The 21,050-nt window shown below is 39.5% G+C and carries 21 protein-coding genes and 2 tRNA genes; 4 read left to right on the top strand and 19 right to left on the bottom strand.

Translation table 11 applies throughout. The features are described 5' to 3' along the window. Nucleotides 1–141 precede the first annotated feature (141 nt). The 12 genes from AAEY57_RS15775 to AAEY57_RS15720 all read right to left on the bottom strand — a co-directional run bounded on the left by AAEY57_RS15775 (nucleotide 142) and on the right by AAEY57_RS15720 (nucleotide 11,501). A tRNA-Lys gene (locus AAEY57_RS15775) sits at nucleotides 142–217 on the bottom strand. A 171-nt stretch (nucleotides 218–388) separates the two neighbouring features. Next, the gene (gene ybgF / locus AAEY57_RS15770; protein WP_350608212.1) at nucleotides 389–1,141 is read right to left on the bottom strand and encodes a tol-pal system protein YbgF; all 753 of its coding nucleotides are present in this window, start codon (nucleotides 1,139–1,141) and stop codon (nucleotides 389–391) included. Nucleotides 1,142–1,154: 13 nt separating this feature from the next. Then, nucleotides 1,155–1,694, bottom strand: coding sequence for a peptidoglycan-associated lipoprotein Pal (gene pal / locus AAEY57_RS15765; RefSeq protein WP_013464641.1), 540 nt, complete (start codon nucleotides 1,692–1,694; stop codon nucleotides 1,155–1,157). Nucleotides 1,695–1,729: 35 nt separating this feature from the next. Beyond that, nucleotides 1,730–3,088, bottom strand: coding sequence for a Tol-Pal system beta propeller repeat protein TolB (tolB, locus tag AAEY57_RS15760; RefSeq protein ID WP_350608211.1), 1,359 nt, complete (start codon nucleotides 3,086–3,088; stop codon nucleotides 1,730–1,732). A gap of 8 nt (nucleotides 3,089–3,096) precedes the next feature. Beyond that, nucleotides 3,097–4,002: a cell envelope integrity protein TolA gene (gene tolA, locus AAEY57_RS15755; protein ID WP_024601153.1), complete on the bottom strand. Its 906-nt coding sequence runs from the start codon at nucleotides 4,000–4,002 to the stop codon at nucleotides 3,097–3,099. Nucleotides 4,003–4,006: 4 nt separating this feature from the next. Beyond that, on the bottom strand, nucleotides 4,007–4,438 hold the full coding sequence (gene tolR / locus AAEY57_RS15750; RefSeq protein WP_016899822.1) for a protein TolR: 432 nt from the start codon (nucleotides 4,436–4,438) through the stop codon (nucleotides 4,007–4,009). After that, entirely contained in the window at nucleotides 4,425–5,129 is a 705-nt protein-coding gene (tolQ, locus tag AAEY57_RS15745; protein ID WP_350608210.1) for a protein TolQ, read from the bottom strand. The genes tolR and tolQ overlap by 14 nt, the downstream gene beginning before the upstream one ends. 875 nt (nucleotides 5,130–6,004) lie before the next feature. Beyond that, nucleotides 6,005–7,012, bottom strand: a complete 1,008-nt coding sequence (gene ruvB / locus AAEY57_RS15740) for a Holliday junction branch migration DNA helicase RuvB (protein WP_350608209.1) — start codon at nucleotides 7,010–7,012, stop codon at nucleotides 6,005–6,007. A gap of 7 nt (nucleotides 7,013–7,019) precedes the next feature. Then, nucleotides 7,020–7,637, bottom strand: a complete 618-nt coding sequence (ruvA, locus tag AAEY57_RS15735) for a Holliday junction branch migration protein RuvA (RefSeq protein ID WP_008114133.1) — start codon at nucleotides 7,635–7,637, stop codon at nucleotides 7,020–7,022. 2 nt (nucleotides 7,638–7,639) lie between these two features. Then, nucleotides 7,640–8,164, bottom strand: coding sequence for a crossover junction endodeoxyribonuclease RuvC (gene ruvC / locus AAEY57_RS15730; protein WP_008114131.1), 525 nt, complete (start codon nucleotides 8,162–8,164; stop codon nucleotides 7,640–7,642). Nucleotides 8,165–8,296: 132 nt separating this feature from the next. After that, the gene (locus AAEY57_RS15725; RefSeq protein WP_008114128.1) at nucleotides 8,297–10,798 is read right to left on the bottom strand and encodes an ABC transporter permease; all 2,502 of its coding nucleotides are present in this window, start codon (nucleotides 10,796–10,798) and stop codon (nucleotides 8,297–8,299) included. After that, the gene (locus AAEY57_RS15720; protein WP_008114127.1) at nucleotides 10,788–11,501 is read right to left on the bottom strand and encodes an ABC transporter ATP-binding protein; all 714 of its coding nucleotides are present in this window, start codon (nucleotides 11,499–11,501) and stop codon (nucleotides 10,788–10,790) included. Before AAEY57_RS15720 ends, AAEY57_RS15725 begins: the two co-directional genes overlap by 11 nt. On the opposite strand from AAEY57_RS15720, the gene AAEY57_RS15715 reads away from it, so the two are divergent. Together AAEY57_RS15715 and AAEY57_RS15710 are read left to right on the top strand one after the other, a co-directional pair. After that, entirely contained in the window at nucleotides 11,502–12,125 is a 624-nt protein-coding gene (locus tag AAEY57_RS15715) for an arylesterase (protein WP_033102626.1), read from the top strand. 116 nt (nucleotides 12,126–12,241) lie between these two features. Continuing rightward, a tRNA-Pro gene (locus AAEY57_RS15710) sits at nucleotides 12,242–12,318 on the top strand. A 272-nt stretch (nucleotides 12,319–12,590) separates the two neighbouring features. Here AAEY57_RS15710 and AAEY57_RS15705 read toward each other — a convergent pair. From AAEY57_RS15705 to AAEY57_RS15690, 4 genes are all read right to left on the bottom strand, one after another. Beyond that, nucleotides 12,591–13,358 carry a hypothetical protein gene (locus AAEY57_RS15705; RefSeq protein ID WP_350608208.1) on the bottom strand — a complete coding sequence of 256 codons (768 nt, stop codon included), beginning with the start codon at nucleotides 13,356–13,358 and terminating at the stop codon, nucleotides 12,591–12,593. A 259-nt stretch (nucleotides 13,359–13,617) separates the two neighbouring features. Beyond that, entirely contained in the window at nucleotides 13,618–14,952 is a 1,335-nt protein-coding gene (locus tag AAEY57_RS15700; protein WP_350608207.1) for a bifunctional DNA primase/polymerase, read from the bottom strand. Nucleotides 14,953–15,041: 89 nt separating this feature from the next. Beyond that, on the bottom strand, nucleotides 15,042–15,278 hold the full coding sequence (locus tag AAEY57_RS15695) for a MerR family transcriptional regulator (RefSeq protein ID WP_350608206.1): 237 nt from the start codon (nucleotides 15,276–15,278) through the stop codon (nucleotides 15,042–15,044). Nucleotides 15,279–15,530: 252 nt separating this feature from the next. Further along, nucleotides 15,531–15,773: a hypothetical protein gene (locus AAEY57_RS15690; protein ID WP_350608205.1), complete on the bottom strand. Its 243-nt coding sequence runs from the start codon at nucleotides 15,771–15,773 to the stop codon at nucleotides 15,531–15,533. A 635-nt stretch (nucleotides 15,774–16,408) separates the two neighbouring features. On the opposite strand from AAEY57_RS15690, the gene AAEY57_RS15685 reads away from it, so the two are divergent. Next, nucleotides 16,409–16,630 carry a hypothetical protein gene (locus AAEY57_RS15685; RefSeq protein ID WP_350608204.1) on the top strand — a complete coding sequence of 74 codons (222 nt, stop codon included), beginning with the start codon at nucleotides 16,409–16,411 and terminating at the stop codon, nucleotides 16,628–16,630. Next, on the top strand, nucleotides 16,623–17,504 hold the full coding sequence (locus tag AAEY57_RS15680; protein WP_350608203.1) for a site-specific integrase: 882 nt from the start codon (nucleotides 16,623–16,625) through the stop codon (nucleotides 17,502–17,504). Before AAEY57_RS15685 ends, AAEY57_RS15680 begins: the two co-directional genes overlap by 8 nt. Nucleotides 17,505–17,721: 217 nt before the next feature. On the opposite strand, the gene AAEY57_RS15675 is transcribed toward AAEY57_RS15680, so the two are convergent. From AAEY57_RS15675 to AAEY57_RS15665, 3 genes are all read right to left on the bottom strand, one after another. Continuing rightward, a complete protein-coding gene (locus AAEY57_RS15675; protein ID WP_350608202.1) occupies nucleotides 17,722–18,624 on the bottom strand; it encodes a DUF4435 domain-containing protein in 903 nt (300 codons plus the stop codon). 13 nt (nucleotides 18,625–18,637) lie between these two features. Next, a complete protein-coding gene (locus AAEY57_RS15670; protein ID WP_064386525.1) occupies nucleotides 18,638–19,729 on the bottom strand; it encodes an AAA family ATPase in 1,092 nt (363 codons plus the stop codon). 109 nt (nucleotides 19,730–19,838) lie between these two features. Next, nucleotides 19,839–20,690, bottom strand: coding sequence for a tyrosine-type recombinase/integrase (locus AAEY57_RS15665; RefSeq protein WP_502935496.1), 852 nt, complete (start codon nucleotides 20,688–20,690; stop codon nucleotides 19,839–19,841). Between the last annotated feature and the right edge of the window lie 360 nt (nucleotides 20,691–21,050).

Genomic DNA, 21,050 nt, shown 5'->3' with positions numbered 1-21,050 from the left:
GGTCATGATGGACTTGAACCATCGACCAATGGATTAAAAGTCCACTGCTCTACCAACTGAGCTAATGACCCGCTCTGTGTGTTTGTTAACACTTTACGTAAATCCGCCGATTAAAGACCAAACTTTATTAACAATAAAGAATGGTGGGTCATGATGGACTTGAACCATCGACCAATGGATTAAAAGTCCACTGCTCTACCAACTGAGCTAATGACCCGCTCTTTTTGTCGCATTTCGAGTGGGGTTACCATTCGTTTGCTGCGGGCGCTTATAATACTTATTTATAAAATGAGTGCAACCGAAATTGTCTCTTTTTTTAAGTTTTTATGTCTAGTTGAGCAAATTTAGACCGCTTATGACAAAAAGCAGTCTAATCAAGCATCAACATTTATTTTGATAAGCGTTCTGAGGCTAATTTAGCAGCAGTTGTACTTGGGTACTGATTGATTAGCTCATTCAGTATTTTTTGCGCTTCAGCCTTTAACCCTTGCTCTTGTAAAAGTGTACCAAGCTTTAACATTGCATCTGGGCGCTTATTTGAATTTGGAAATTCGTTAACAACTACTTTGAAATGCTCGGCTGCTTTTACACCGTCATTTTTAATCGTTAATAATTGCCCAAGCCAATAATGTGCGTTTGAGGTGTACACTGAATTTGGATACGTTGTTAAGAACGCTTGAAATTCTGGAATAGCTTGGTCATAGCGCTTATCTTTCATTATAAGCGCAACAGCACGCTCGTACGCTTCGTTTTCAGATAAATCACTGCTGTAGCTCTGTTCGCTACCTGGTTGCGTGTAGTCTGTTGTAGGCGCTGGAGTAGTCGGTTTAGCATATGCTTGGCTAACACGGTTTTCTATTTCTTGATAAAGCTCGCGCTGGCGCTGCAATACCTTTTCAAGTTTATAGCTTTGCTCTTCGGTAACACCGCGAATTTGACTAACTTCATCTTGCAGTAAGTTAAGCTGTTGCTGTAACTCTACTTGTAAAAAATTACGCTGTTGCATCATACTTTCAAGTGTTGCTAAACGCTTTTCAATGCTTGACTGTGAACTTGCAGCTTCTGAAACAGGAGCGGGAGCAGCCATTAACTGGGTGCTCCCGCTCAATATCATGGCTGCCAAAATAATTTTCGGCTTCATAATATCTCTTATCTTAGTAAACTAGTACCGCACGGCGGTTTTTAGCGAAAGCTGCTTCTGTGCGAGTCTTAACCATTGGCTTTTCTTCGCCGTAGCTAACTACTGACATTTGGCTTGCAGAAACACCTAAGCTTTGTAGGTATTTTTCAACTGCTTGTCCACGGTGCTCACCAAGTGCAATATTGTACTCTGGCGTACCGCGCTCATCTGCGTGGCCTTCAATTAATACTTTAACAGAAGGATTTTTAACTAAAAACTCAGCGTGTGCACGAAGTAAGTCTGCATATTTGCTTTCAACTGTCGCTTTATCAAAGTCAAAGTAGATAATTTGCTCTTGACGAAGCGCTTCGTACTTTTGACGAAGTTGCTCTTCTGCTTGTTGCTCTGGCGTCATTGTGGCAACTTCAACTGTATCAGTTGTTGTTTGCTCAACAGTTGCTTGGTTTGACTGGTTAGCTGCATTTTCGTCGATATCTGAAGATGAGCTACAAGCTGCTAGTGTCATTACTGGCACAGCAATTAGCAGGCCTTTAAGTATTTTGTTAAGTTGCATTGAGTAGATTCCTATTTTGAGTAAACCAGCAATTATTACTGTAAATATGGCGACCAAGCCGGTGCCTTCACTTGTCCATCAAGCACAGGTAAACGTGCTTTAAAACGGCCGTCCATCGATACTAGCGCAAGTACCTGTTTATTATTGTGGAGCGTGCTGTATATAATCATCGAGCCATTCGGCGCTATGCTCGGTGATTCGTCAAGGCGAGTTCGTGTTAAAACTTGAAACGCACCTGTAGCCAACTCTTTCTTAGCAAGATGATACTGTCCGTTAGTACGGTTTACCATCACTAATTCTTTTCCGTCTGGCGAAATAGAACCCGCTAGGTTCATGTCACCGTCAAAGGTTAATCTTTGCGTTCTGCCAGTTTTTAAATTTAACTTATAAATCTGAGCATTACCACCCCTTTCCGACGTAAATACTATATCTTCACCATTTGGGTACCACGAAGGTTCGGTATCTATACTACGATGGCGTGTTAATCGCGTCTCTTTACGTGTTAGTAAGTCTAATAAGTAAACCTCAGTTGCACCAGTTTTATCTTTTGACAGCACTAGCAGTAACTTTTTACCATCTGGCGAGAATTGCGGCGCGCCGTTAATTCCCTGGTAGCTGGTGATCAATTCGCGTTTACCGGTATAAATGTCTTGAATATAAATTTGGCTCTGGCGATTTTCAAAGGTTACATACGCTAACTTAGTACCGTCAGGTGACCAAACCGGTGACATTAATGGCTCTTTTGAACGCAATAATACTTGTTCATTAAAACCATCGTAATCTGCAACGACTAACTGATACGGCTTTTCTTCAGTATCACGTACAATAACATAGGCTATTTTTGTTAAAAACGCGCCTTTTTCGCCAGTTAGCTTTTCATAAATAACATCACTAATGCGGTGCGAGTATCGACGAAATCCAGTTTCACCAATTACGCTTTGACGTGCTTCTAAAATATGGTCTTGGCTTTGAACAAGCTTACCGTTGCTCATCATTTGTGTTTCACCGCCAGTAATTTGGCCGCGAATAACATCAACAAGCTCATAACGTACTAAGTAACGTCCGTTGGTTTGCTGTTCTACTTCACCCACTAAAACCGCTTCAACGCCTTTATTAACCCAAGCGCCGTAATCAATATCGCCGTCTTTATGTGGTTGTTGAGGCATTTGTGAAACGCTAACTGGCTTAAATTTGCCACTGCGCATTAAATCAGCAGCAATAACATCGCTAAGCTGCTCTGGAATAGGGCCAATACCTTGGTATTTAAAAGGCACAATCGCAATCGGTCTTGCACCGTCTATACCTTCAGTAATAACAATTTCAAGTGCCGCGTGTGCAACACCCTGAAACCCTAATATTAAAACTAAACAGGCTATTTTAATTTTGTTAAACATGTCATCCCTTAAAACTCTGGCGCGATGGTTATATTAATATTCTTTAATTGTTCGAATACGTCTTTATCTTTCGATACCGGTAATGTGTCAGCCATGCGAACCGCTCTTAAAGCAGCTTCACACACTAACTTATCACCGCCTAACGACTTAACCTGCGTAACCAAGCCATTAAACCCAAGACGGAGATTAATGCGGCATTGCTGGTTTTTCATTTTTTCATCAATTAATAAGTTTTGCTGAATACGCGCCATAATTAATGCACGGTATTTATCAACTTCACTCACTACTTGCTGTTGACGTATTTTATTGCGTGCAGCCTGCTCTTTGGCAAGTTGCTCTTGCAGTATTTGTTCTTGCAATGCTTGCTGACGTTTACGCTCAGCTTCTTCAGCACGTTTTTTACGCTCTTCTTCCGCTTTTTTAAGCGCGGCTTCTTCGGCTTTGCGTTTGTCGGCAGCCGCTTTAGCAGCATCTTCAGCTTCTTGCTTTTGCTTTTGCGCTTGTTTGGCTTTTGCTCGCTCACGTTGTTCTATTTCGCGGGCTTTTTTAGCTTGAGCTTCGGCTTCGGCTCTTTCTTTCTCTTTAGCTTTGCGCTGCTGCTCTAGCTTTTTAATGCGTCTTGCTTCAGATTCACTTTGCTTACGTGCGTCTGCTGCGCGGCGCTCTAAATCACGAATGCGTTTATCTTCAGCGCGCTTTTTATCTTCTTCTTTTTTGCGTAACTCAGCAATTTTTTGCTCAACCTGCTGTTGATCCACGGTCACAGCAGACACCGCATTTTCTGGCTCAGGAATGGCGGCATTAAGCGTCACTTCCATTACTTTAGGTTTAGGTGGATGAATGTTTGCTGATGCATACAAAAATCCCCCTAATGCTAAATGCAGTATTACTGATTTGATTAACGACGTATTCATATGACTACTTGGTCCCCTCAAAGGATTCGGTCATTAAGCCTACCGATGGTACACCTGCATTCTTCAAAAAATCCATGAGCAGTAACACTTCTTGATACGACACTTTACCTGAGCCTTTAATCATTACTGGGGTATCAGGGTTTTTCATTAGTTGTAGTTTAATTACAGCGGCTACATCTAATGCTTCCATTGGCTCTTCCGGATCAGTACCTATGCTTACATAGTATTTACCTTGCGAATCAATAGAGGCAATAATGGGCGGCGTATCTTTGGTATCAACTAAGTCTGACTCTTCCATTTTTGGTAGGTCTACTTTTACGCCATGGGTTATTAATGGCGCAGTGGCCATAAATATAATAAGCAACACCAACATTACATCAATGTATGGTACTACATTAATTTCTGCGACTGGGCGACGCTTTTTACGCTGGTACATTCGCTTGAGCCTCTATTTGGTTAGCTGCTTGACGGTGTAAAATATTGGCAAATTCTTCCATAAAGTTAATATAATGAGATTCTAATTTTTCAACTTTATTAGCAAATCGGTTATAGGCAATAACGGCAGGAATAGCCGCAAATAAACCCATTGCTGTTGCAATCAAAGCTTCTGCTATACCTGGTGCAACCATTTGTAAGGTTGCTTGTTTTACTTCACCTAAAGCAATAAAGGCATTCATAATACCCCATACTGTACCAAACAAACCTATGTAGGGGCTAATTGACCCAACGGTTGCTAAAAACGATAAGCTTGATTCTAGTTTTTCTATTTCACGAGAAAGCGCAACCCGCATTGAACGGTGCGTGCCTTCCATAACAATGCCTGCACTTTGAAAGGTATTTTTTTTGTGGCGTGCAAACTCTTTAAAACCTGAGGTGAATAACGCTTCAATACCCGTTGATTGACCACCGCGTGATGAAATTTCGTTATATAACTTACTTAAGTCAACACCAGACCAAAAACGTTGCTCAAATTTTTTTGCATTTGCTAAGGCGTCAGAGATGGCTTTTTTACGTTGAAAAATAATAGCCCACGACATAACCGACATAGCAACCAACGCTAGCATTACTAATTGCACAAGCAAACTGGCTTCTAGAATTAGATCTAAAAAATTAAGCCCTGATCCCACGTTAAACTCCTAAATAATTAAAAACATCAAATTGATTTATTTGAGTAAGGTAACTTTGTAACACATTAGCCACCATTAAAGTTCAGCTAGTGTATCTAGTGTATTTCCTGCTGACAACGATATTGCTGTGAATAGCCAACAAATAACGTTAAAAAAAATAGTTTTACTACTTAACTCTTGTTTTACTGTATAAATAAATAACAATAAGGCTATTTATAAGCCTGCTTAATTTCACTAAAGAGTCACAAAAATACGCTGTTTATTCAAAATTAATGCATAAGCACTCATAAACACTACACGCTTACCTTAACGTAATAGTAAAACTAATACCGAACGTTTATATGTTAATATACATAAACAAAGCATTTCATTAACTTATAGAATTAATGGTTAATTAACATGCAACATTAAGTAAAAACAGAAAACCCCTGCTATTAGTTTTTTTAATCTGAAAATATAAATTTTCTAGTTTGAACAAATTCTGCCGCTTCGGTATTATTCTCCCATACCGAGCTAGCGCATTAAATGAAAGCTATTTCATTGAATCCAGTTCTTCGTAATATGATTTATTTCGTATTACTTTTTTACTTCTTGGGGTATGACCTCAATAAGTAAAACGTAGTTCCCTAGATTACTTCCTTAAACTTGTTGTTTGCCCGCATTATTTGCGGGCTTTTTTTTGCCCACAATTTGTAAAATTAGTTACACTCGGCCTCAATACCGTTACTGCAGGCGCACAATAGCCTGATATGTCTTAACGCCCAGTGAATTATTGGCAAAGTAAAATACGTCTAAATTTAACCTTTGCTCATACTAAAAAGCCACTGTCGTTAAAATGACAGTGGCTTTAGAAAGAGTCTAGTTATTCTGGTTATTTAATCTTTTTTAGGTAACAAGCCAAAATGATGGTATGCATTATCAGAAACAATTCGTCCACGTGGCGTGCGCTGAATAAACCCTTGTTGAATTAAAAAGGGTTCAATCACATCTTCTATGGTTTCTTTTTCTTCGCCTATTGCCGCGGCTAAGTTATCAAGGCCTACAGGGCCTCCCATAAACTTTTCGATGATGGCGAGTAAATATTTACGGTCCATGTAATCAAAACCGCTTTTATCAACGTCAATCATGTCGAGGGCTTGTTGAGCTACCTCAGCATTAACCGTACCGTCTGACTTTACTTGGGTGTAATCGCGTACTCGGCGCAATAATCGATTTGCAATACGTGGCGTACCGCGCGAACGTTTGGCTATTTCGGCCGCGCCATCGTCACACATTTCTAAACTAAGATAATGCGCTGAGCGCCCCACAATATGTGATAAGTCCTCCAAAGAGTAAAACTCTAAGCGCTGAACAATACCAAAACGGTCACGCAGTGGAGAAGTTAATGATCCCGCACGGGTAGTTGCACCAATGAGTGTAAATGCGGGTAAATCAAGCTTAATAGAACGCGCTGCAGGGCCTTCACCTATCATAATATCGAGCTGGTAATCTTCCATTGCCGGGTAGAGTATTTCTTCAACCTGCGGGCTCAAACGGTGAATTTCATCAATAAACAGTACATCACCCTCTTCAAGGTTAGTGAGCAATGCGGCTAAATCGCCCGCTTTTTCAAGCACAGGCCCAGACGTGGTTTTAATATTTACGTTTAATTCGTTCGCCACAATATTAGCAAGCGTGGTTTTACCTAAGCCTGGTGGGCCAAATATCAATAAGTGATCCAACGCTTCGCTACGACTGCGCGCAGCTTCAATAAATATTTCCATTTGTTGCTTAACATGCGGCTGACCACGATAGTCGGCCAGTAACTTAGGCCTAATAGCACGGTCTATGGTGTCTTCGTTGGTTTTTTCAGCAGCATCTATTAAGCGATCAGCTTCGATCATAATTTACTCACAGCATTGATTTCAAAGATTCTTTAATTAGAACCTCAGTCGACATATCGGGTTTGCTTACTGATTTTACTGCTTTTTGCGCTTGTGGCAATTTATAACCGAGCGCCACTAACGCCGAAACCGCATCATCGGCCGCATTATTGGCTATAGTTGCATCGCTCGCAGGCTCTATTACGGCGCTATCGCTAAATGGGGTAAATAAGTCATTACCCCAATTTTTTAATCTGTCTTTCATTTCGAGCACTAAGCGCTCTGCGGTCTTTTTGCCCACCCCTGGTAGTTTAACCAAGGCAGTGGCATCTTCATTATTTACACAACTTACAAACTGCTGCGCCGACATGCCCGACAAAATAGCTAAGCCTAGTTTAGGCCCTACTCCATTGGCTTTTAACAGCTCTCTAAATAACGCACGTTCGGTTTTATTATTAAAGCCAAACAATAACTGTGCGTCTTCGCGTACTACAAAATGAGTGTACACAATGGCGTTGTCGCCTACTTTAGGCAAATCGTAAAAACAGGTCATTGGCATTTGTACTTCGTAGCCAACGCCGCTCACTTCTAATAGTATTTCTGGGGGCTGTTTTTCAACTAACACGCCGTTTAAGCGACCTATCATTGTTATTTCCTTAGACGTCCTCTAACGGTTTTGCTTGCGCTACCCGCTAGTTTTATTAAATTTTGTTCAGAGTGGGCATGGCAAATTGCAATTGCAAGCGCATCCGCCGCATCGGCTTGCGGCGTACCTGGCAGTTTAAGTATGTTTTTAACCATATGTTGAACTTGCGATTTATCTGCCCCACCGTTACCCACAACGGCTTGCTTTATTTGCCGTGCTGAGTATTCAAAAACCGGTAAGTCGGCCATAGAGGCACCGACAATCGCAGCACCACGGGCTTGACCTAGCTTTAAAGCAGAATCAGGGTTATGCGCCATAAATACTTTTTCTATAGCAAATGTTTCAGGCGAAAATTGCTCTATAAGTTGCGTAATGCCCTGGTAAATCATTTTAAGTCGGGTGGGAAAGTCATGATCGGCTAATTTAATACAGCCACTGCCTAAGTATGTAAACTTGGCACCTTGATGCGCAACCACACCGTAACCCGTTAAACGCGAGCCCGGATCGATCCCTAAAATTATGGCCAAACAGCACTCTCATTATTGTTATTTATTAATAGTGCTAATAATGCCAGAGCACTGTATAAATTACCAGTACAAAGCAAAAACAAAAATGCCTACTTAAAAAGTAGGCATTTAAACGCTATTTGGCTGGAAAGTTTACGCCAATGCGCGTACTAAGCCTTGGGTATTTTGTTTAAGCGTACGGGCAATCATAAAATAGCCTAACCCTGCTACAAACACGCCGCCAGCAACGGGGCCTATAATCCAAATATTAGGATGCAGCTTACCCGCTAAATCAAACATTTGCTGCTGAACAATCAATAACGCAATATCGCTGAAAAATGCAGCCACCAGTCCGGCTAAACCGCCCAGTAATAAAAACTCATACAAGGTGGCATTTTTGATTAATCGGCTTTTAGCGCCCAAAGTACGCAGTATCACAATTTCTTGCATCCGCTCACCTAAGCTTGCTTGCACCTGCGATATAAGTACCAACGCGCCACACAACACCACAATAGCCAGTACAAAGCCAATAGCTAACGACACTTGCTCAATAGTCGATTGAATTTGTTTAACAAAGTTGTCTACATCAATCGCTGTAATAGTAGGGTATGCTCGCAATAGCTGGCTAAAATCGCGCTTTTGCTCAGGCTCAATACGTACTGATGAAATATAGGTGGCCGGAAAGCTGCTAAGTACATCTGGGCTTAAAATAATAAAAAAGTTAGGCTTGAGGGTGGCCCAATTTACTTTTCGCACACTGGTTATTTTAGCATCAAACGACTGTGCACCAATTAAAAATGTAAGAGTATCGCCTAGTTTAACATCGAGGCGCTGCATCATTGACTCTTCCAGTGAGGCCTCGGCAACGGCGTCATCGCCAAACCACTGACCATCGATAATGTCATTTTGCGAAGGGACCTCGTTAAGCCAAGTTAAGTTAAGCTCGCGGCCAATGCCTGAGCGGGCTTCTTCGTCTTTTTTCTCGTTATCTTGCAATGACACTTCACGCGCAACCGCTTCACCGTTGACGGCATTTACGCGACCACGAATAGTCGGGTAAAACTCCGACACCTGAATGCCTTTTTGTGCTAAGTATTCATTTACCGGATCCAGCTCATTTTGCGTAATATTAACCAAAAAGGCATTAGGTGCATCGCTTGGTAACTGAGACTGCCAATCCGAAATAATGTCGTTTTTTAGCACAATTAAAAACAACAGTAATTTAATCGCTAGCGAAAAACTAATTAGCTGCACCGCATTAACGTTGGCGCGCTTTTGAATAGACGCAATAGCCAACGACCAGCTGTTACCTGGCTTTAAGCCTAGCTTTCGACCCCCGCCAAATATTAATTTAGAAATTAAAAACAACACTAAAATAAGGGCAAGCGTTGAGGCAAATAAAATAAGGGTAATTTTAATATTGTTACTAAATAACCACATTAATAAAAATACCGTTAAGGCGCTAAGCCCTAAATGGATTTTACTTACCGCAAGGCGGTCGCCTAAATTACGGCGAAGCACTCTAAGTGGTGGAATATCAAATAAGTCTAACAATGGCTTAATAGAAAACATAACCGCACAAATAACCCCGGTGCTAATAGCCACTAACCACGGTTTAAACCCTGCCATAGGCAGTTCGGTTCCCATGCTTTTTGCAAGGTAACCAGTTGCAACTTCTTGTAAGCCGTAACCAATAGCAAGGCCAACGACTACCGCCATGGTACACACCATTAATAAGTGCATAAGGTAAATTTTGCGGATCATGTCACGGCTGCCACCTAAGGTTTTCATCATTGCGACTGGGTCATATTGGCGCTCACAATAGCGCTTAGCCGATACTGCAATAGCAACCGCGGCTAATATAATGCCCAGCAAACCTGCTAACAATAAAAAGCTTTCGGCTCTGTTTAAGCTATTTGAAATAGGAGACTGGCGGTCTTTTACACCATACCAGTTTTGGTTTTCTTTGAGTTGCGGTTTTAGCCAATCGTAAAAACTATTGATGTCGTTTTCATCACCTGCATATAACTGGCGGTAAAATACACGACTGCCTGGCTGTATTACTTCGGTTTTTGCCACATCATCTATGTTTATGAGCACCCTACGGCTACTAGAGAACACATTAAATGGCGCATCGGGTTCTTCTACAATCACCTTTTCAACATTAAATAACGCAGCACCAAGCTCAACTTGGTCGCCTACGTTTATGTTTAAGCTATAAAAAACTGACTCACTTAACCATACGTTACCAGGGCTTGGCGCACCGGGTGCAACCTCAGTTTGAGCATTCAAACCCGACTTAACTTTCAATTGGCCTTTAAGCGGATAACTGTTTGATGCAGCCTTTACCGAGCTAAACTGCATTTGATCGTTTGCAAACAGCATAGTGTCAAAGTACACCATTTGTGCAGTTTGTAAGTTTTGTTGTTCTGCTTTGGTTATAAAGGCGGTATCTATGGCGTGATTGCTGGCAAGAACACGATCTGCTGCTATAAATGCACTGCTTTTTTGCGCAATACTTTGTGCAATTCGCTCAGTTACCATAGATAAGGTAAGTACGGTTAATACCGCCAGTGCAATGGCTGCGCTTATTACGGTTAGTTCACCACGGCGAAACTCACGAGAAAATAGTTTAAGCGCTAATTTAGCCCACATTTGCCATTTCCTCTGTTGAATTTTGTACCAGCTCCCCCGCCTCTATTTGAATAATGCGTTCACATTTTTGCGCTAAGGCTTCATCGTGAGTGACTAAAATGAGGGTTGTTCCGTTTTGCTTATTTAAATCAAATAATAACGACTCAATCATATGGCCATTTTTGCTATCTAAGTTAGCTGATGGCTCATCGGCAAACAATATTTTTGGTGAACCAACAAATGCACGGGCAATCGCAACACGTTGTTGCTCACCACCAGATAACTGCGACGGGTAATGATCAACCCGATGGCTTAAGCCTACTTTTTCAAGCAAAGCGAGCGCTTGTTCTTTGGCGTCTTCTTTACCTGCAAGCTCTGCCGGTAGCATCACGTTTTCAAGTGCAGTTAAACTTTGTACCAACATAAAAGACTGAAACACAAAGCCAACTTTTGCAGCTCTGAGTGCGGCCCGCGCTTCTTCGTCTAATTCGTGCAGTGGCTCCCCATCTAACATTACTTCGCCGCTGCTGGCCGTATCAAGCCCTGCTAATAAACTTAATAAAGTGGATTTACCTGAGCCCGACGTGCCAACAACAGCAACAGACTCACCGTGCTTGACATTAAAGCTGATGTCGCTGAGGATGGACAACTCACCTTCAAGGGTAGATACAACTTTAGACAAACCATTTACTTGAATTATATTTAATTGAGAAAGCGCTGACATATGACTCATTCAATCCTACGTTTTGTATTTATTTTATTTTTAGTTATTAACCCCCTTACTGCGGCAGCTAACAACACGATTTTAATACTTGGTGACAGTTTAAGCGCAGCCTATGGCTTAAAACAAGAACAAGGCTGGGTGCAATTGTTACAAGATAAATACGATGCCGAGCAACGTAATATCAATTTAGTTAATGCCAGTATTAGCGGTGAAACCACTGGTGGCGCCCTGCGCAGACTTGATGCATTGCTTGAGCAATATCAACCAACTCATGTGCTCATAGAGCTTGGCGCTAATGACGGTCTACGCGGTTTTCCAGTTACTAAAATGCAAGACAACTTGACCGCTCTAATTGAAAAAAGCCAAGCAATAGATGCACAAACCGCGCTAATGGAAATTTATATTCCACCTAACTATGGCCCACGTTACAGTAAAATGTTTACCGATAGCTTTGCCAGTGTTAGCAAAGCCACTGGCTCGTATTTAATGCCGTTTTTTGTACTTAAAGTAGCAGGCAAAAGCGAGCTAATGCAAAACGATAACTTACACCCTAACAAAACTGCGCAACCAATACTACGAGATGAAATGTATAACACGATCAATCAGTGGTTAAATAAAGAGTAAAGCCGTGTAAAACTTCTGGCGCAAGCGCTTAATATTAAACGCTTGCGCAATAAACATCCAAACAAACAAATGCTTATTGATTTTTTTAAAAATACACGTACTATTACAGTCGAAGTCGGTATGTGGCGCAGCTTGGTAGCGCACTGTCATGGGGTGGCAGGGGTCGAGAGTTCGAATCTCTCCATACCGACCATTTTTCTATTATCTATTCAATAAGTTACTTAACTTGTTTGTCCACTTTATCGCACTTTGGCAATAGATTCCTGTATTTTTATCGCACATTTATCGCACCATACTTATCTAAATTTTTTTTCTCATTTTTAGGTTATATTAGGTGTTGATTGGGGGGGATATATAGGAGGACAGCTAATGGCACCTTAAATAATCCAACTTTCCCTACGTAGTATTCATACACTTATCAAACGAACTGCTTTGTAAATCTTCCATTGTACAAAACAAATAACTTTATATTTTTTTATTTATAAAAATATCGTTTCGTAATAGCTTCTTCAAGTTAGATAACTGAAATGAATTATCAGTTTTGACTTGAGGAACAATTGTCTGCTTAGTTCCTAAAAATGTAGGGTGATCATATGGAACAGGATTCATTAGTGCTAATAAATTTGGGTTTTGGAGGTGGATATGAGCAATCAATCCATTCATATAGAATCGGTATACTTCCCAACCGTTGAAGGTTAATTTTATTGGAACAAAGTTATGTGTGGGCCCCACGCCAGTTAATTGAATCAAAATAATAGGGAATACATTCAACTTATCCTCCATTTCCCCGATAATTATTTTTCTCAATATTTCTATTTGTTCCTTTGATAAGGTTACATCAACAAACTCTGGCAAAGATGAAACCGCAGCTCTCCACAATAAACTTAAAAAGAATTTTCTAATTCTTAATGGCTCATTAAAGTTAACAATTGTGATTTCATTGGTTGAGTCTGTAGCAGGTTTTCTGAGTTTTTCACTCGACCAAAGCAAGCCCTGAGCTCTTAATTCATCTATTGCAAAAGAATCAATTTCGGATAAGTAGTCTTCTCCTTCTCTTATTACAATAGATTTATCATACCAACTATCAGCCCTTTTCATAAGCCGACCTGCTGTAGAACCTACTGCTGGTTGTAGAAACTTATTACCAGCCTTGCTTGGTCTAGTTAAAGATTTTGGTATTATATGAGATTTAACAAACTTTCCTTTTTTACCTGTCAGTAAACATAAACCCACTTTAACTCTCCTTATTAATCAATTCCTAATGATTTACTTTTACATAGACTAACAAAAATTACAGAATGAAAGACTCAAATGCAAAATCTAATACGTATCTAAGACTCTGATTAGCATTTAAGGCAGAGAAATATGCTTAATAATTAGGGTTCCGTAGCTCACAATAAGAGCTAGCACCCATTTTATATAGGAGTTGCAAAGTAGCATACTTTTTCAAAACTGATTAACACCACAGCCGATTCATCTCCTATATTTACACTTAAGAAAACCAGTACCTCTTTACAGTTCGTAACCCTAACCCTGCCCTTTCCGCAACTTGCTTCTGAGTAGGCTTTTTGTCTGTTTCTATTATTAGCTCTTTAATAGCTTTCGCCACAACTTCCTGAGAGTTATTTCGCTTTTTAGCAGCCGTACATTTAGCAGCTTTACTCTGCCTTTGCCTTATTTCATCGCTTGATAGCTTAATTTTCGGCTTCGTACATAAATACTCAGGACAGTAACCAAGTAACTCTTCTAAGTACTCCGCTAAAGTTTCTTTTCTGTAGTTATAAGTTGTTATTTTGGCGGTTTTTGTTAAACCTTCTAACTCCTCGAGTGAGAAGCCAATAAGCTCATCATTTACCTTTGTCAGCTTTTCAAAAGCTGTCTCTTTATTCAAGTGCTGTAAAGCAACAAATAGAATAAAAGCAGTTTTATCACGTTTGCCTTTAGGCACCTTTCCTAACCTTCGAAAATGAATTTGAATTGTGTTTATACACTTGAACCACCAATCCTTGATGTTGTGCCCATATCGCCTTTGAATTTTTTGACCAGGTTTGTTGCTTGGGGGTTTATATGGCAGCCTAATAACTGTCGATTCTTCTTTTATTTTTAATTTATCTCTTAATGACCCCAGGTTTAAATAATTTATTAACTCTTCGAATTCGTATTTAGGGCCACCAGCTAAAAACCTTGCTTGCAAACCTGTCGTTCCATGAACAGAACCTGGTATCCGAAGGTTTCCATTAAGTCTTTTTGATGCTGTAGAATCAACTTCCCATTGGGAACTTATACCTTTTAAACTATCAATAAAAATTTGAGCTATGCTCTTCCACAGCTGCTTATTCGTTAATGAAGCATCTACTGGTTCGTAAACCCAGTATAAATGTACCCCTCCAGAACCAGAGAAAACATAACCTGTAAATGGCGGTATTTTCTCTCTTTTGAAAATTTGCATGACATCACCAATTAAAACTTTCTCAACCTCTCTGACTTTTTTTCCATAGATAACTTTTTTAATATCTATATCTATCCAATTAGCTCTTACAAGGGCTAAATTTGATACTTTAGGCCATTCATAAAATTCATTTGGACTAAAGTAAATATTGACTGCTTCACTTTTGCAATTCAATACCCCCTGAACATACCTACTTGTTTTTCGCTTGAAGGTTTTTAAGTCTGTGACGCTTTTCGAGTTTCGATTCCCTAGCAAAAAAGTCCTGTAGCCTGATTCGTGATTTTTACTAAAAAGTGCTCTTACGTATTTTGGTGAATGAAAATCGATTAAATCGTAAAAGTCTTTTGGCGAGGCAATAGCATACTCTGGCCACGACAAAGGTGGCCTTTCTATTAAGGCAAGCATATAATTTGAAGATGCAAAGTGCGGTTGGGGTGTGGCCGGTCAACCTGCCCCTTTCGCCTTTATTACATCTTCACTCCTTCAAATCGAGCAAGCCATTGCTCAACTGTATCGCGCTTAAATAGACGAAATCGCCCCAATTTAATTGAAGGTGGTGCTAAACGCTGTACTTGATAAAGGTTGGCATCTTTTCCAGACTCAATAGCCTTACGCTGGGCGCTAAGACGATTATTAATTGTGCCTGTAGATAGGTGCAAAAGCTCTGATAGCTCTTTAATTGATAAGATTTCTGATGATGGCATGTTCGCTCTCCAATACGTAAATGGAAGCGAAGGGCGTTATGGATGCGCAAGACATCACCACATTAAAGTGGTTTCATAAGTTTCCTCGTTACGTATTGAAGGCAGCCTGAAGGCGCCTGTTTTTAATGTCACCTAAGTGACTCCCTTCGCAGGAACGCACTTAATGTGCGTACAAATGAATATAAATGATGAAACGTGAACTTTCAAGGGCTGTTTTAGAGGAGGGCTTTACCTCAAAAACTTTTTTATCCTTTAACTATTAGCTTGCTGTCCCTTACCTACCAATTTAAACCAATATTCTAATGCTGCTAGCTTAATACTTTGATCCTCATGCTCCCAAATTAACTTTTCGAGGAACGCCAAAGCGATGTACTTTTCAAGTCGAGTTTCAGTTAACCCCTCCATAAGTTTTCTAAGCCGAATATTTGACACTTTTCTAGTTCTGCTGCTGGCTGTCGTTTCTAACTCACTGTGTATAGAGCTATGATGGTTCATTTTATTCTCTTTTCCTTTTAACTATGGCTTGCCTGTTTCTATAAAACAGGACTGCGAAAAATATAACTATGCTAATGATGAGTATATTACTCACTATCAATGGACCCATATAAACCTCCCAATCTCTTATAGTCTGGGTCCTTATTGAGTATATGCCATTGGTTAAACTTCATAAAACCAAGCCCTTTTTAACTGAGGCATCATGAGCAAATACCTCCTCTTTTAAAAGGGGCTACGCCCCCCGCTATGTCGAAGCGATAAATCGCTCGCTTCATAGCGGGGGGCTTGGTTTTTCATACCTTATACGCAGGTTTTTATTTGCAGATTGCACAGAATCGATTTTAACGCTAATCTAATACTGAAATAGCCTATTAGGCATTTACAAATAACGGCGTTGCTCAGCTGCCGACAACACGTAGTGAGGACCCTCACTCATATCAATTTAATAGTCATGTCTCACGCCACATTTAAGGCGTTATGTCGGCGCTTTCTGCTGCCGTTTTTCACGTAAAGAGGAAATACATTAAGGCGAGATCGGTCCGAGCCTTTCGCATGTGCGAAAAACAGGGGCGAATAGGCTTCAGTGTCGCTGAGTAACTAAGTTGCCAGTTAATCTTACAACCTTGGAGATAGACATGACTTTTGATCTGAATAAAGAAATCGAACAATTAAATGAGCTAAAGAAGCTTCGTACTAAAAAACGACATAAACCTTCAAAGCTCGACAAATACCAGTACCAGCTTAGGAAGTTTTATGAAAATGGTAATACCAAATCTGACCTTCAACTTTGGCTAGCTAAACGAGGGGTGAAAGTGCATTGGACAACTGTAAAACGGTGGATTGATAAGAATGCCTAAATTTGCCAAAGCTGAAACGCAAGCTAAAAACGTTATCAAAGGACTAACTAAAACAAAGCGTATAAAGTCTCTAGGTACTGCCAGAAACTATATGCAGTCACTTAAGACGGTTGCCAGCTGGTCAAAAGATCTCGGTATTAATGGCATTCAGGCAATGAGCATTGAGCAAGCACGCATGTATCTCGATTACAGAGCTGAAATTGTTGGTCAAAAAGCCTTGGATATGGAACGCCAAGCAATACAATCAATGATGCAGTTCAATGGCAAATTACAACCAAAACAGACTCTTTACCGAGTAAAGTCGTTATTAGAAGAAATTAAACGCTCGCGTGCATACACACCTGAACAAGCTAACGCCATCTCTCAACGACAAACTGTTAAACACGAACTAGCAACACAACTTGCTTACGCCGCAGGCTTAAGAGCCCATGAACTATTAACCCTTTCTAAAGCAAGTGAAAGACCGCCAAATAAGCGCCCTGCTTTAGATTCGAAATGGCAGGGCCGAAGTGGTGAGCTATACACTGTAACAGGTAAAGGCGGCTTGATACGCCATGTATTAATACCAAACCATCTTGTTTATGAATTAGAAGCTAAAAAGCTCAAGCAACCTATCACAGTCACCGATAGAGAAATTAACTATTTGCAGCGTTATGATATTGGTGGTGGCAAAAAATGGTCTGATTCTTTTTCTAAGGCCTCTAATCGCACCCTACTCTTTTCAACTGGCGCACACGGCCTGAGGCATAGCTATGCTCAAGAAAGAATGATTGAACTTAATGCATTAGGCTTTAAATATAAAACCGCCTTAGAGACCGTTTCACAGGAGATGGGGCATTTTAGACCTGAAATAACTGAAGTTTATTTAAGATGAAGCTACTTTAAGTTACATAGCTTTTTACATTAACTAAAATATATTTAAGAGCTCTGTATCAAAACCAAGTCCAAAGTACTGGCTGTACAGCTAAATCAGATATACAACATTGGCAATTGAGAGTCATGCATGTGAAGTTAAGATAAAATCCACCCCGATTTGTGACTAATGCCAAGCTATATATTAAATTAAAGTTCTATTATTAAGTTAATACATTTTATGTATAGTATTTTTGCCTGAAATCTAAGAGATCTTGTTTTATTCTTTCAATAAATGGATGCTGTTCAAGATTTCTTGCTCTAAATGTTGCCAAAATATCTGACGTAGATTTATATATTTGAGCGTTGATATCTTTAGCAGATTGATCGGTTTTGGCTAAAATATTGTTTTTTTCCCTTTCTAACAGTTTGTATGTAACTTTCTTAGTTTCTCTCAAAACTACTTCTTCGAGTAAATGGCCATTCACAAAAAGGCATAAGTTGTTAATATTCAACACTTTATCATCTAGTTCCTCATAAAGTGGTTGTTGCTCTACTTCCTCAAAACCTTTCAAGTCGTATACATCTAAGTTTTTGAGAGAATTATAGAGTAGCTCCTTAGATTCTTTACAATTCTCTTTGATGTATTTGATAAACACCGAATAATACGCTTGCGACCACCGTAAAAATAAACTATCGATATCTAAATTGTTCTTGTCGTTATTACAAGTGTTTGTACAATCCAAGCATATCTCATACAAACCTTCAGGAAAAAAGTAAAAGCTTTCGATTGAATACACATAAGTTTGAAATACAAATTCATTCAAATAAAACTGGGCTTTTTCGTCTTTTAGAAAGTCATAGTCACTGTCAATTGCTACCAAGATATTGTAACAAGGCTTTATGATATTATCAGAGATGCACTTCTGAATTTCGCTTTTTCCATTACTTCCTCGAGCAGCTCTAGCTGGCTTAATTTCAAGTTTATCGAAACCAGCTTCTTTGAATAAAAAACGCCAAAATCTAACATCAAGCTGAGACTCGACATATAATTCTAAAATTTCTTCACCAAATAAAAAAGACTTAGCTTTTACTCTATCGCCATCATTCGGCATGGAGGGAATTCCCTGCTCTACTATCATGTGCTTTACTTCTTTAACTGTGATTTATTTTTAAACAGTTCGGCAGCCAGCGACCACCTATAAGGTCTGGAGAGTGAGTTGCGATTATAAACTGAGATTTGGGTGCAATTGACATTAGATCTGATACCAAAGACTTTTGCCACTTTACATGCAAACTAATTTCAGGCTCATCTAATAGAAAGATTGAATCTTTATAAATCAGCGCAACCAGAAAAAGGTAGATTATTGTTTTTTCGCCTCTAGACAAAAGATACCAGGGTATTACTTCTTTAGTATCAATATTTTGTGCTGTAATCATATTCTCTTCATCTTTGGTAATTCTTTTGTTTGTTTGAAGGAAATACTTATTCAACAACTCGAAGACTGAATCAATTCCAGCAGTGCTATCTTTCATAAATCGGACGATTTTGTGTGCATCATCACTGTTCTTTATGAACTCACTTGCTTTTTTAGTTATTTGGGATTCGTAATTTTGTAAAGAGCTTCTAATGTAAATTAGCCTATCATCAATACTATTTTTATAATTGTGATAGTTAAAAGAACTGACATATGGCTCTAAATTTTCTTGTTTTTTGTGAAGAGAAGATCGATCCTCTTGATAAAGGAAACAATCGGGTACGAGTTTATCAATTACTTCAAAATCACCTGATATTTCTTTACCTTTAAGAAAAACACTATGGACTGAAGCGACTCTAGAGCGCTTAGAGTCATCCGAGTAAGTAATATTCTTTCTTGCTGCAATTTCTTTGTCATTACAGCAAATTTTCTCAAATTCCTTTACATTTTTTAGGTTATGATAATTTGCATTAGGTAGAAGGTTAATTAAGCCCTGCTCAACTTTTTGATTCTGAGATACATTTGGGAAAATCGCAGAGTAGTACTCTATATCGTTCTCGAAGGTAGATTTTGTACTCCAAAATCTATTTTTTGATGTATTTCTAGTCACTTCATTATGTGATGTAAGGCTATCAAAGATAATATTTAATATAGTGCTTTTTCCTGAGCCATTAATACCAGTTAACAATGTAACATCTGGTTTAAACTCTAAGGAAACTTTACTTGAGTTCCATAAGTTCAGGATTTCTAACTCTTTTAATTTATTCATGAAAAATATCGTTAATCTCAAAAAAAAACACCGCAATGGCGTAAAGTTTACGTGTAAAAAGGTGTTAATACAACGATAGCTGGAACATTCCCGAAATGAACCATTAATTTCATATAACTTTTATTTTATTACTCCAATTTCCTAAAGCTTCTCGGCGCTTTTCCATATACTCCTGCATGTTATAAACCCCCTGCACTCCTTGTAGTTGATGGTTCAAAATTTTCTCAATCACTATGGGATCAGCTGCAATATCAGCATCACCTAAACGAGTAGCGACTGTCCTTCGTAAATCATGCGGTACAAACTTTGGAACTCCCAATTGCTCTTGTTTACGGCTGATAGAGCGCGATAATGAATGTCTATCTACAGGCTGCTCACCTGGGCCTGATTTATTAGTTGCTGTACTCGGGAATACGTATTTAGAGTTAAGATAGCCAAATGCTGCGCGTAACTCATCAAGCAAAATAATCATATTTTGAGTAATCGGCACTTTATGAGTTCGTTCGCCATTTTTATTTTGCTTAACGCGCTCGGCTGGGATTGTCCATATCATTTTATCAAAATCAAACTCTTGCCACTGTGCGCCTGTGACCTCTATTGGCCTACAACCAGTTAAAGTAATACACTTCAATGCGTATATAACTTGTTGGCTTATACCTAGCTTTGGTAGTCGGTCAAATACTTGAATCACTTCTTCAAATTCGAGCGCTCTGGTTCGCGACTTTTCTAGGCCCCCCACGCTTTTCTTTTTAACTGTACTTATCGGGTTACCTTGTATTAAATCTCGCTCAACACCAAAATTAAACATTTGCTTAAGGATAGATAGCGTTTTGTTCGCCTGCGTTTTAGCACCTCTATCTGTTATTGGATCAAGTACTTTTTCGAAAATTTCACGGCGAGTTATTTCTTTAAGTTTATAGTTGCCAATAAAGGGCAGAATGTCTTTATCAAACATTCTAATAACTGGGTCTATACCTTTACGATTAGCTTTAATATCTCTTTCAATAAACTCTTTCGCAAGAACAGCGATTGTGGGTGAAGTGCTTTCTTGCTTTTCAATTAGCGCAGCTTTCTTTTTTTGTAAAAAAACATCAATACCACGCGATACATCCCCAATATATTGTTTAGCAAGCTGCCTAGCTTCACCACTGTTATTACGGATGAACTGCCTAAGGCTAACCTTCTTTCTCTTGAACCTCGGCCTCCAAGGCGGTAATACAGATAATATACTTGTGAGCGTTTACCGTAAACGTCCGGTGATCATCACCTAGATATTGATATTCCAAGGCAATAATTGTTCTATGTCTGGCTCAGGCTGACA

The sequence above is a fragment of the Pseudoalteromonas sp. MER144-MNA-CIBAN-0113 genome, from assembly GCF_040308965.1.
GTDB classification, from domain to species: Bacteria; Pseudomonadota; Gammaproteobacteria; order Enterobacterales; family Alteromonadaceae; genus Pseudoalteromonas; species Pseudoalteromonas tetraodonis.
The sequence above is the reverse complement of the archived record's forward strand: the minus strand, read 5'-3'. Positions and strand labels throughout refer to the sequence as shown.

Coding starts and splice junctions, on each gene's coding strand:
- AAEY57_RS15675 (WP_350608202.1), bottom strand. CDS start 18,624: ATGATAGTAGAGCAGGGAATTCCCTCCATGCCGAATGATGGCGATAGA.
- tolA (WP_024601153.1), bottom strand. CDS start 4,002: ATGAATACGTCGTTAATCAAATCAGTAATACTGCATTTAGCATTAGGG.
- pal (WP_013464641.1), bottom strand. CDS start 1,694: ATGCAACTTAACAAAATACTTAAAGGCCTGCTAATTGCTGTGCCAGTA.
- AAEY57_RS15685 (WP_350608204.1), top strand. CDS start 16,409: ATGACTTTTGATCTGAATAAAGAAATCGAACAATTAAATGAGCTAAAG.
- ruvB (WP_350608209.1), bottom strand. CDS start 7,012: ATGATCGAAGCTGATCGCTTAATAGATGCTGCTGAAAAAACCAACGAA.
- ybgF (WP_350608212.1), bottom strand. CDS start 1,141: ATGAAGCCGAAAATTATTTTGGCAGCCATGATATTGAGCGGGAGCACC.
- ruvA (WP_008114133.1), bottom strand. CDS start 7,637: ATGATAGGTCGCTTAAACGGCGTGTTAGTTGAAAAACAGCCCCCAGAA.
- AAEY57_RS15720 (WP_008114127.1), bottom strand. CDS start 11,501: ATGTCAGCGCTTTCTCAATTAAATATAATTCAAGTAAATGGTTTGTCT.
- AAEY57_RS15690 (WP_350608205.1), bottom strand. CDS start 15,773: ATGAACCATCATAGCTCTATACACAGTGAGTTAGAAACGACAGCCAGC.
- AAEY57_RS15715 (WP_033102626.1), top strand. CDS start 11,502: ATGACTCATTCAATCCTACGTTTTGTATTTATTTTATTTTTAGTTATT.
- AAEY57_RS15670 (WP_064386525.1), bottom strand. CDS start 19,729: ATGAATAAATTAAAAGAGTTAGAAATCCTGAACTTATGGAACTCAAGT.
- AAEY57_RS15725 (WP_008114128.1), bottom strand. CDS start 10,798: ATGTGGGCTAAATTAGCGCTTAAACTATTTTCTCGTGAGTTTCGCCGT.
- AAEY57_RS15680 (WP_350608203.1), top strand. CDS start 16,623: ATGCCTAAATTTGCCAAAGCTGAAACGCAAGCTAAAAACGTTATCAAA.
- tolR (WP_016899822.1), bottom strand. CDS start 4,438: ATGTACCAGCGTAAAAAGCGTCGCCCAGTCGCAGAAATTAATGTAGTA.
- AAEY57_RS15695 (WP_350608206.1), bottom strand. CDS start 15,278: ATGCCATCATCAGAAATCTTATCAATTAAAGAGCTATCAGAGCTTTTG.
- tolB (WP_350608211.1), bottom strand. CDS start 3,088: ATGTTTAACAAAATTAAAATAGCCTGTTTAGTTTTAATATTAGGGTTT.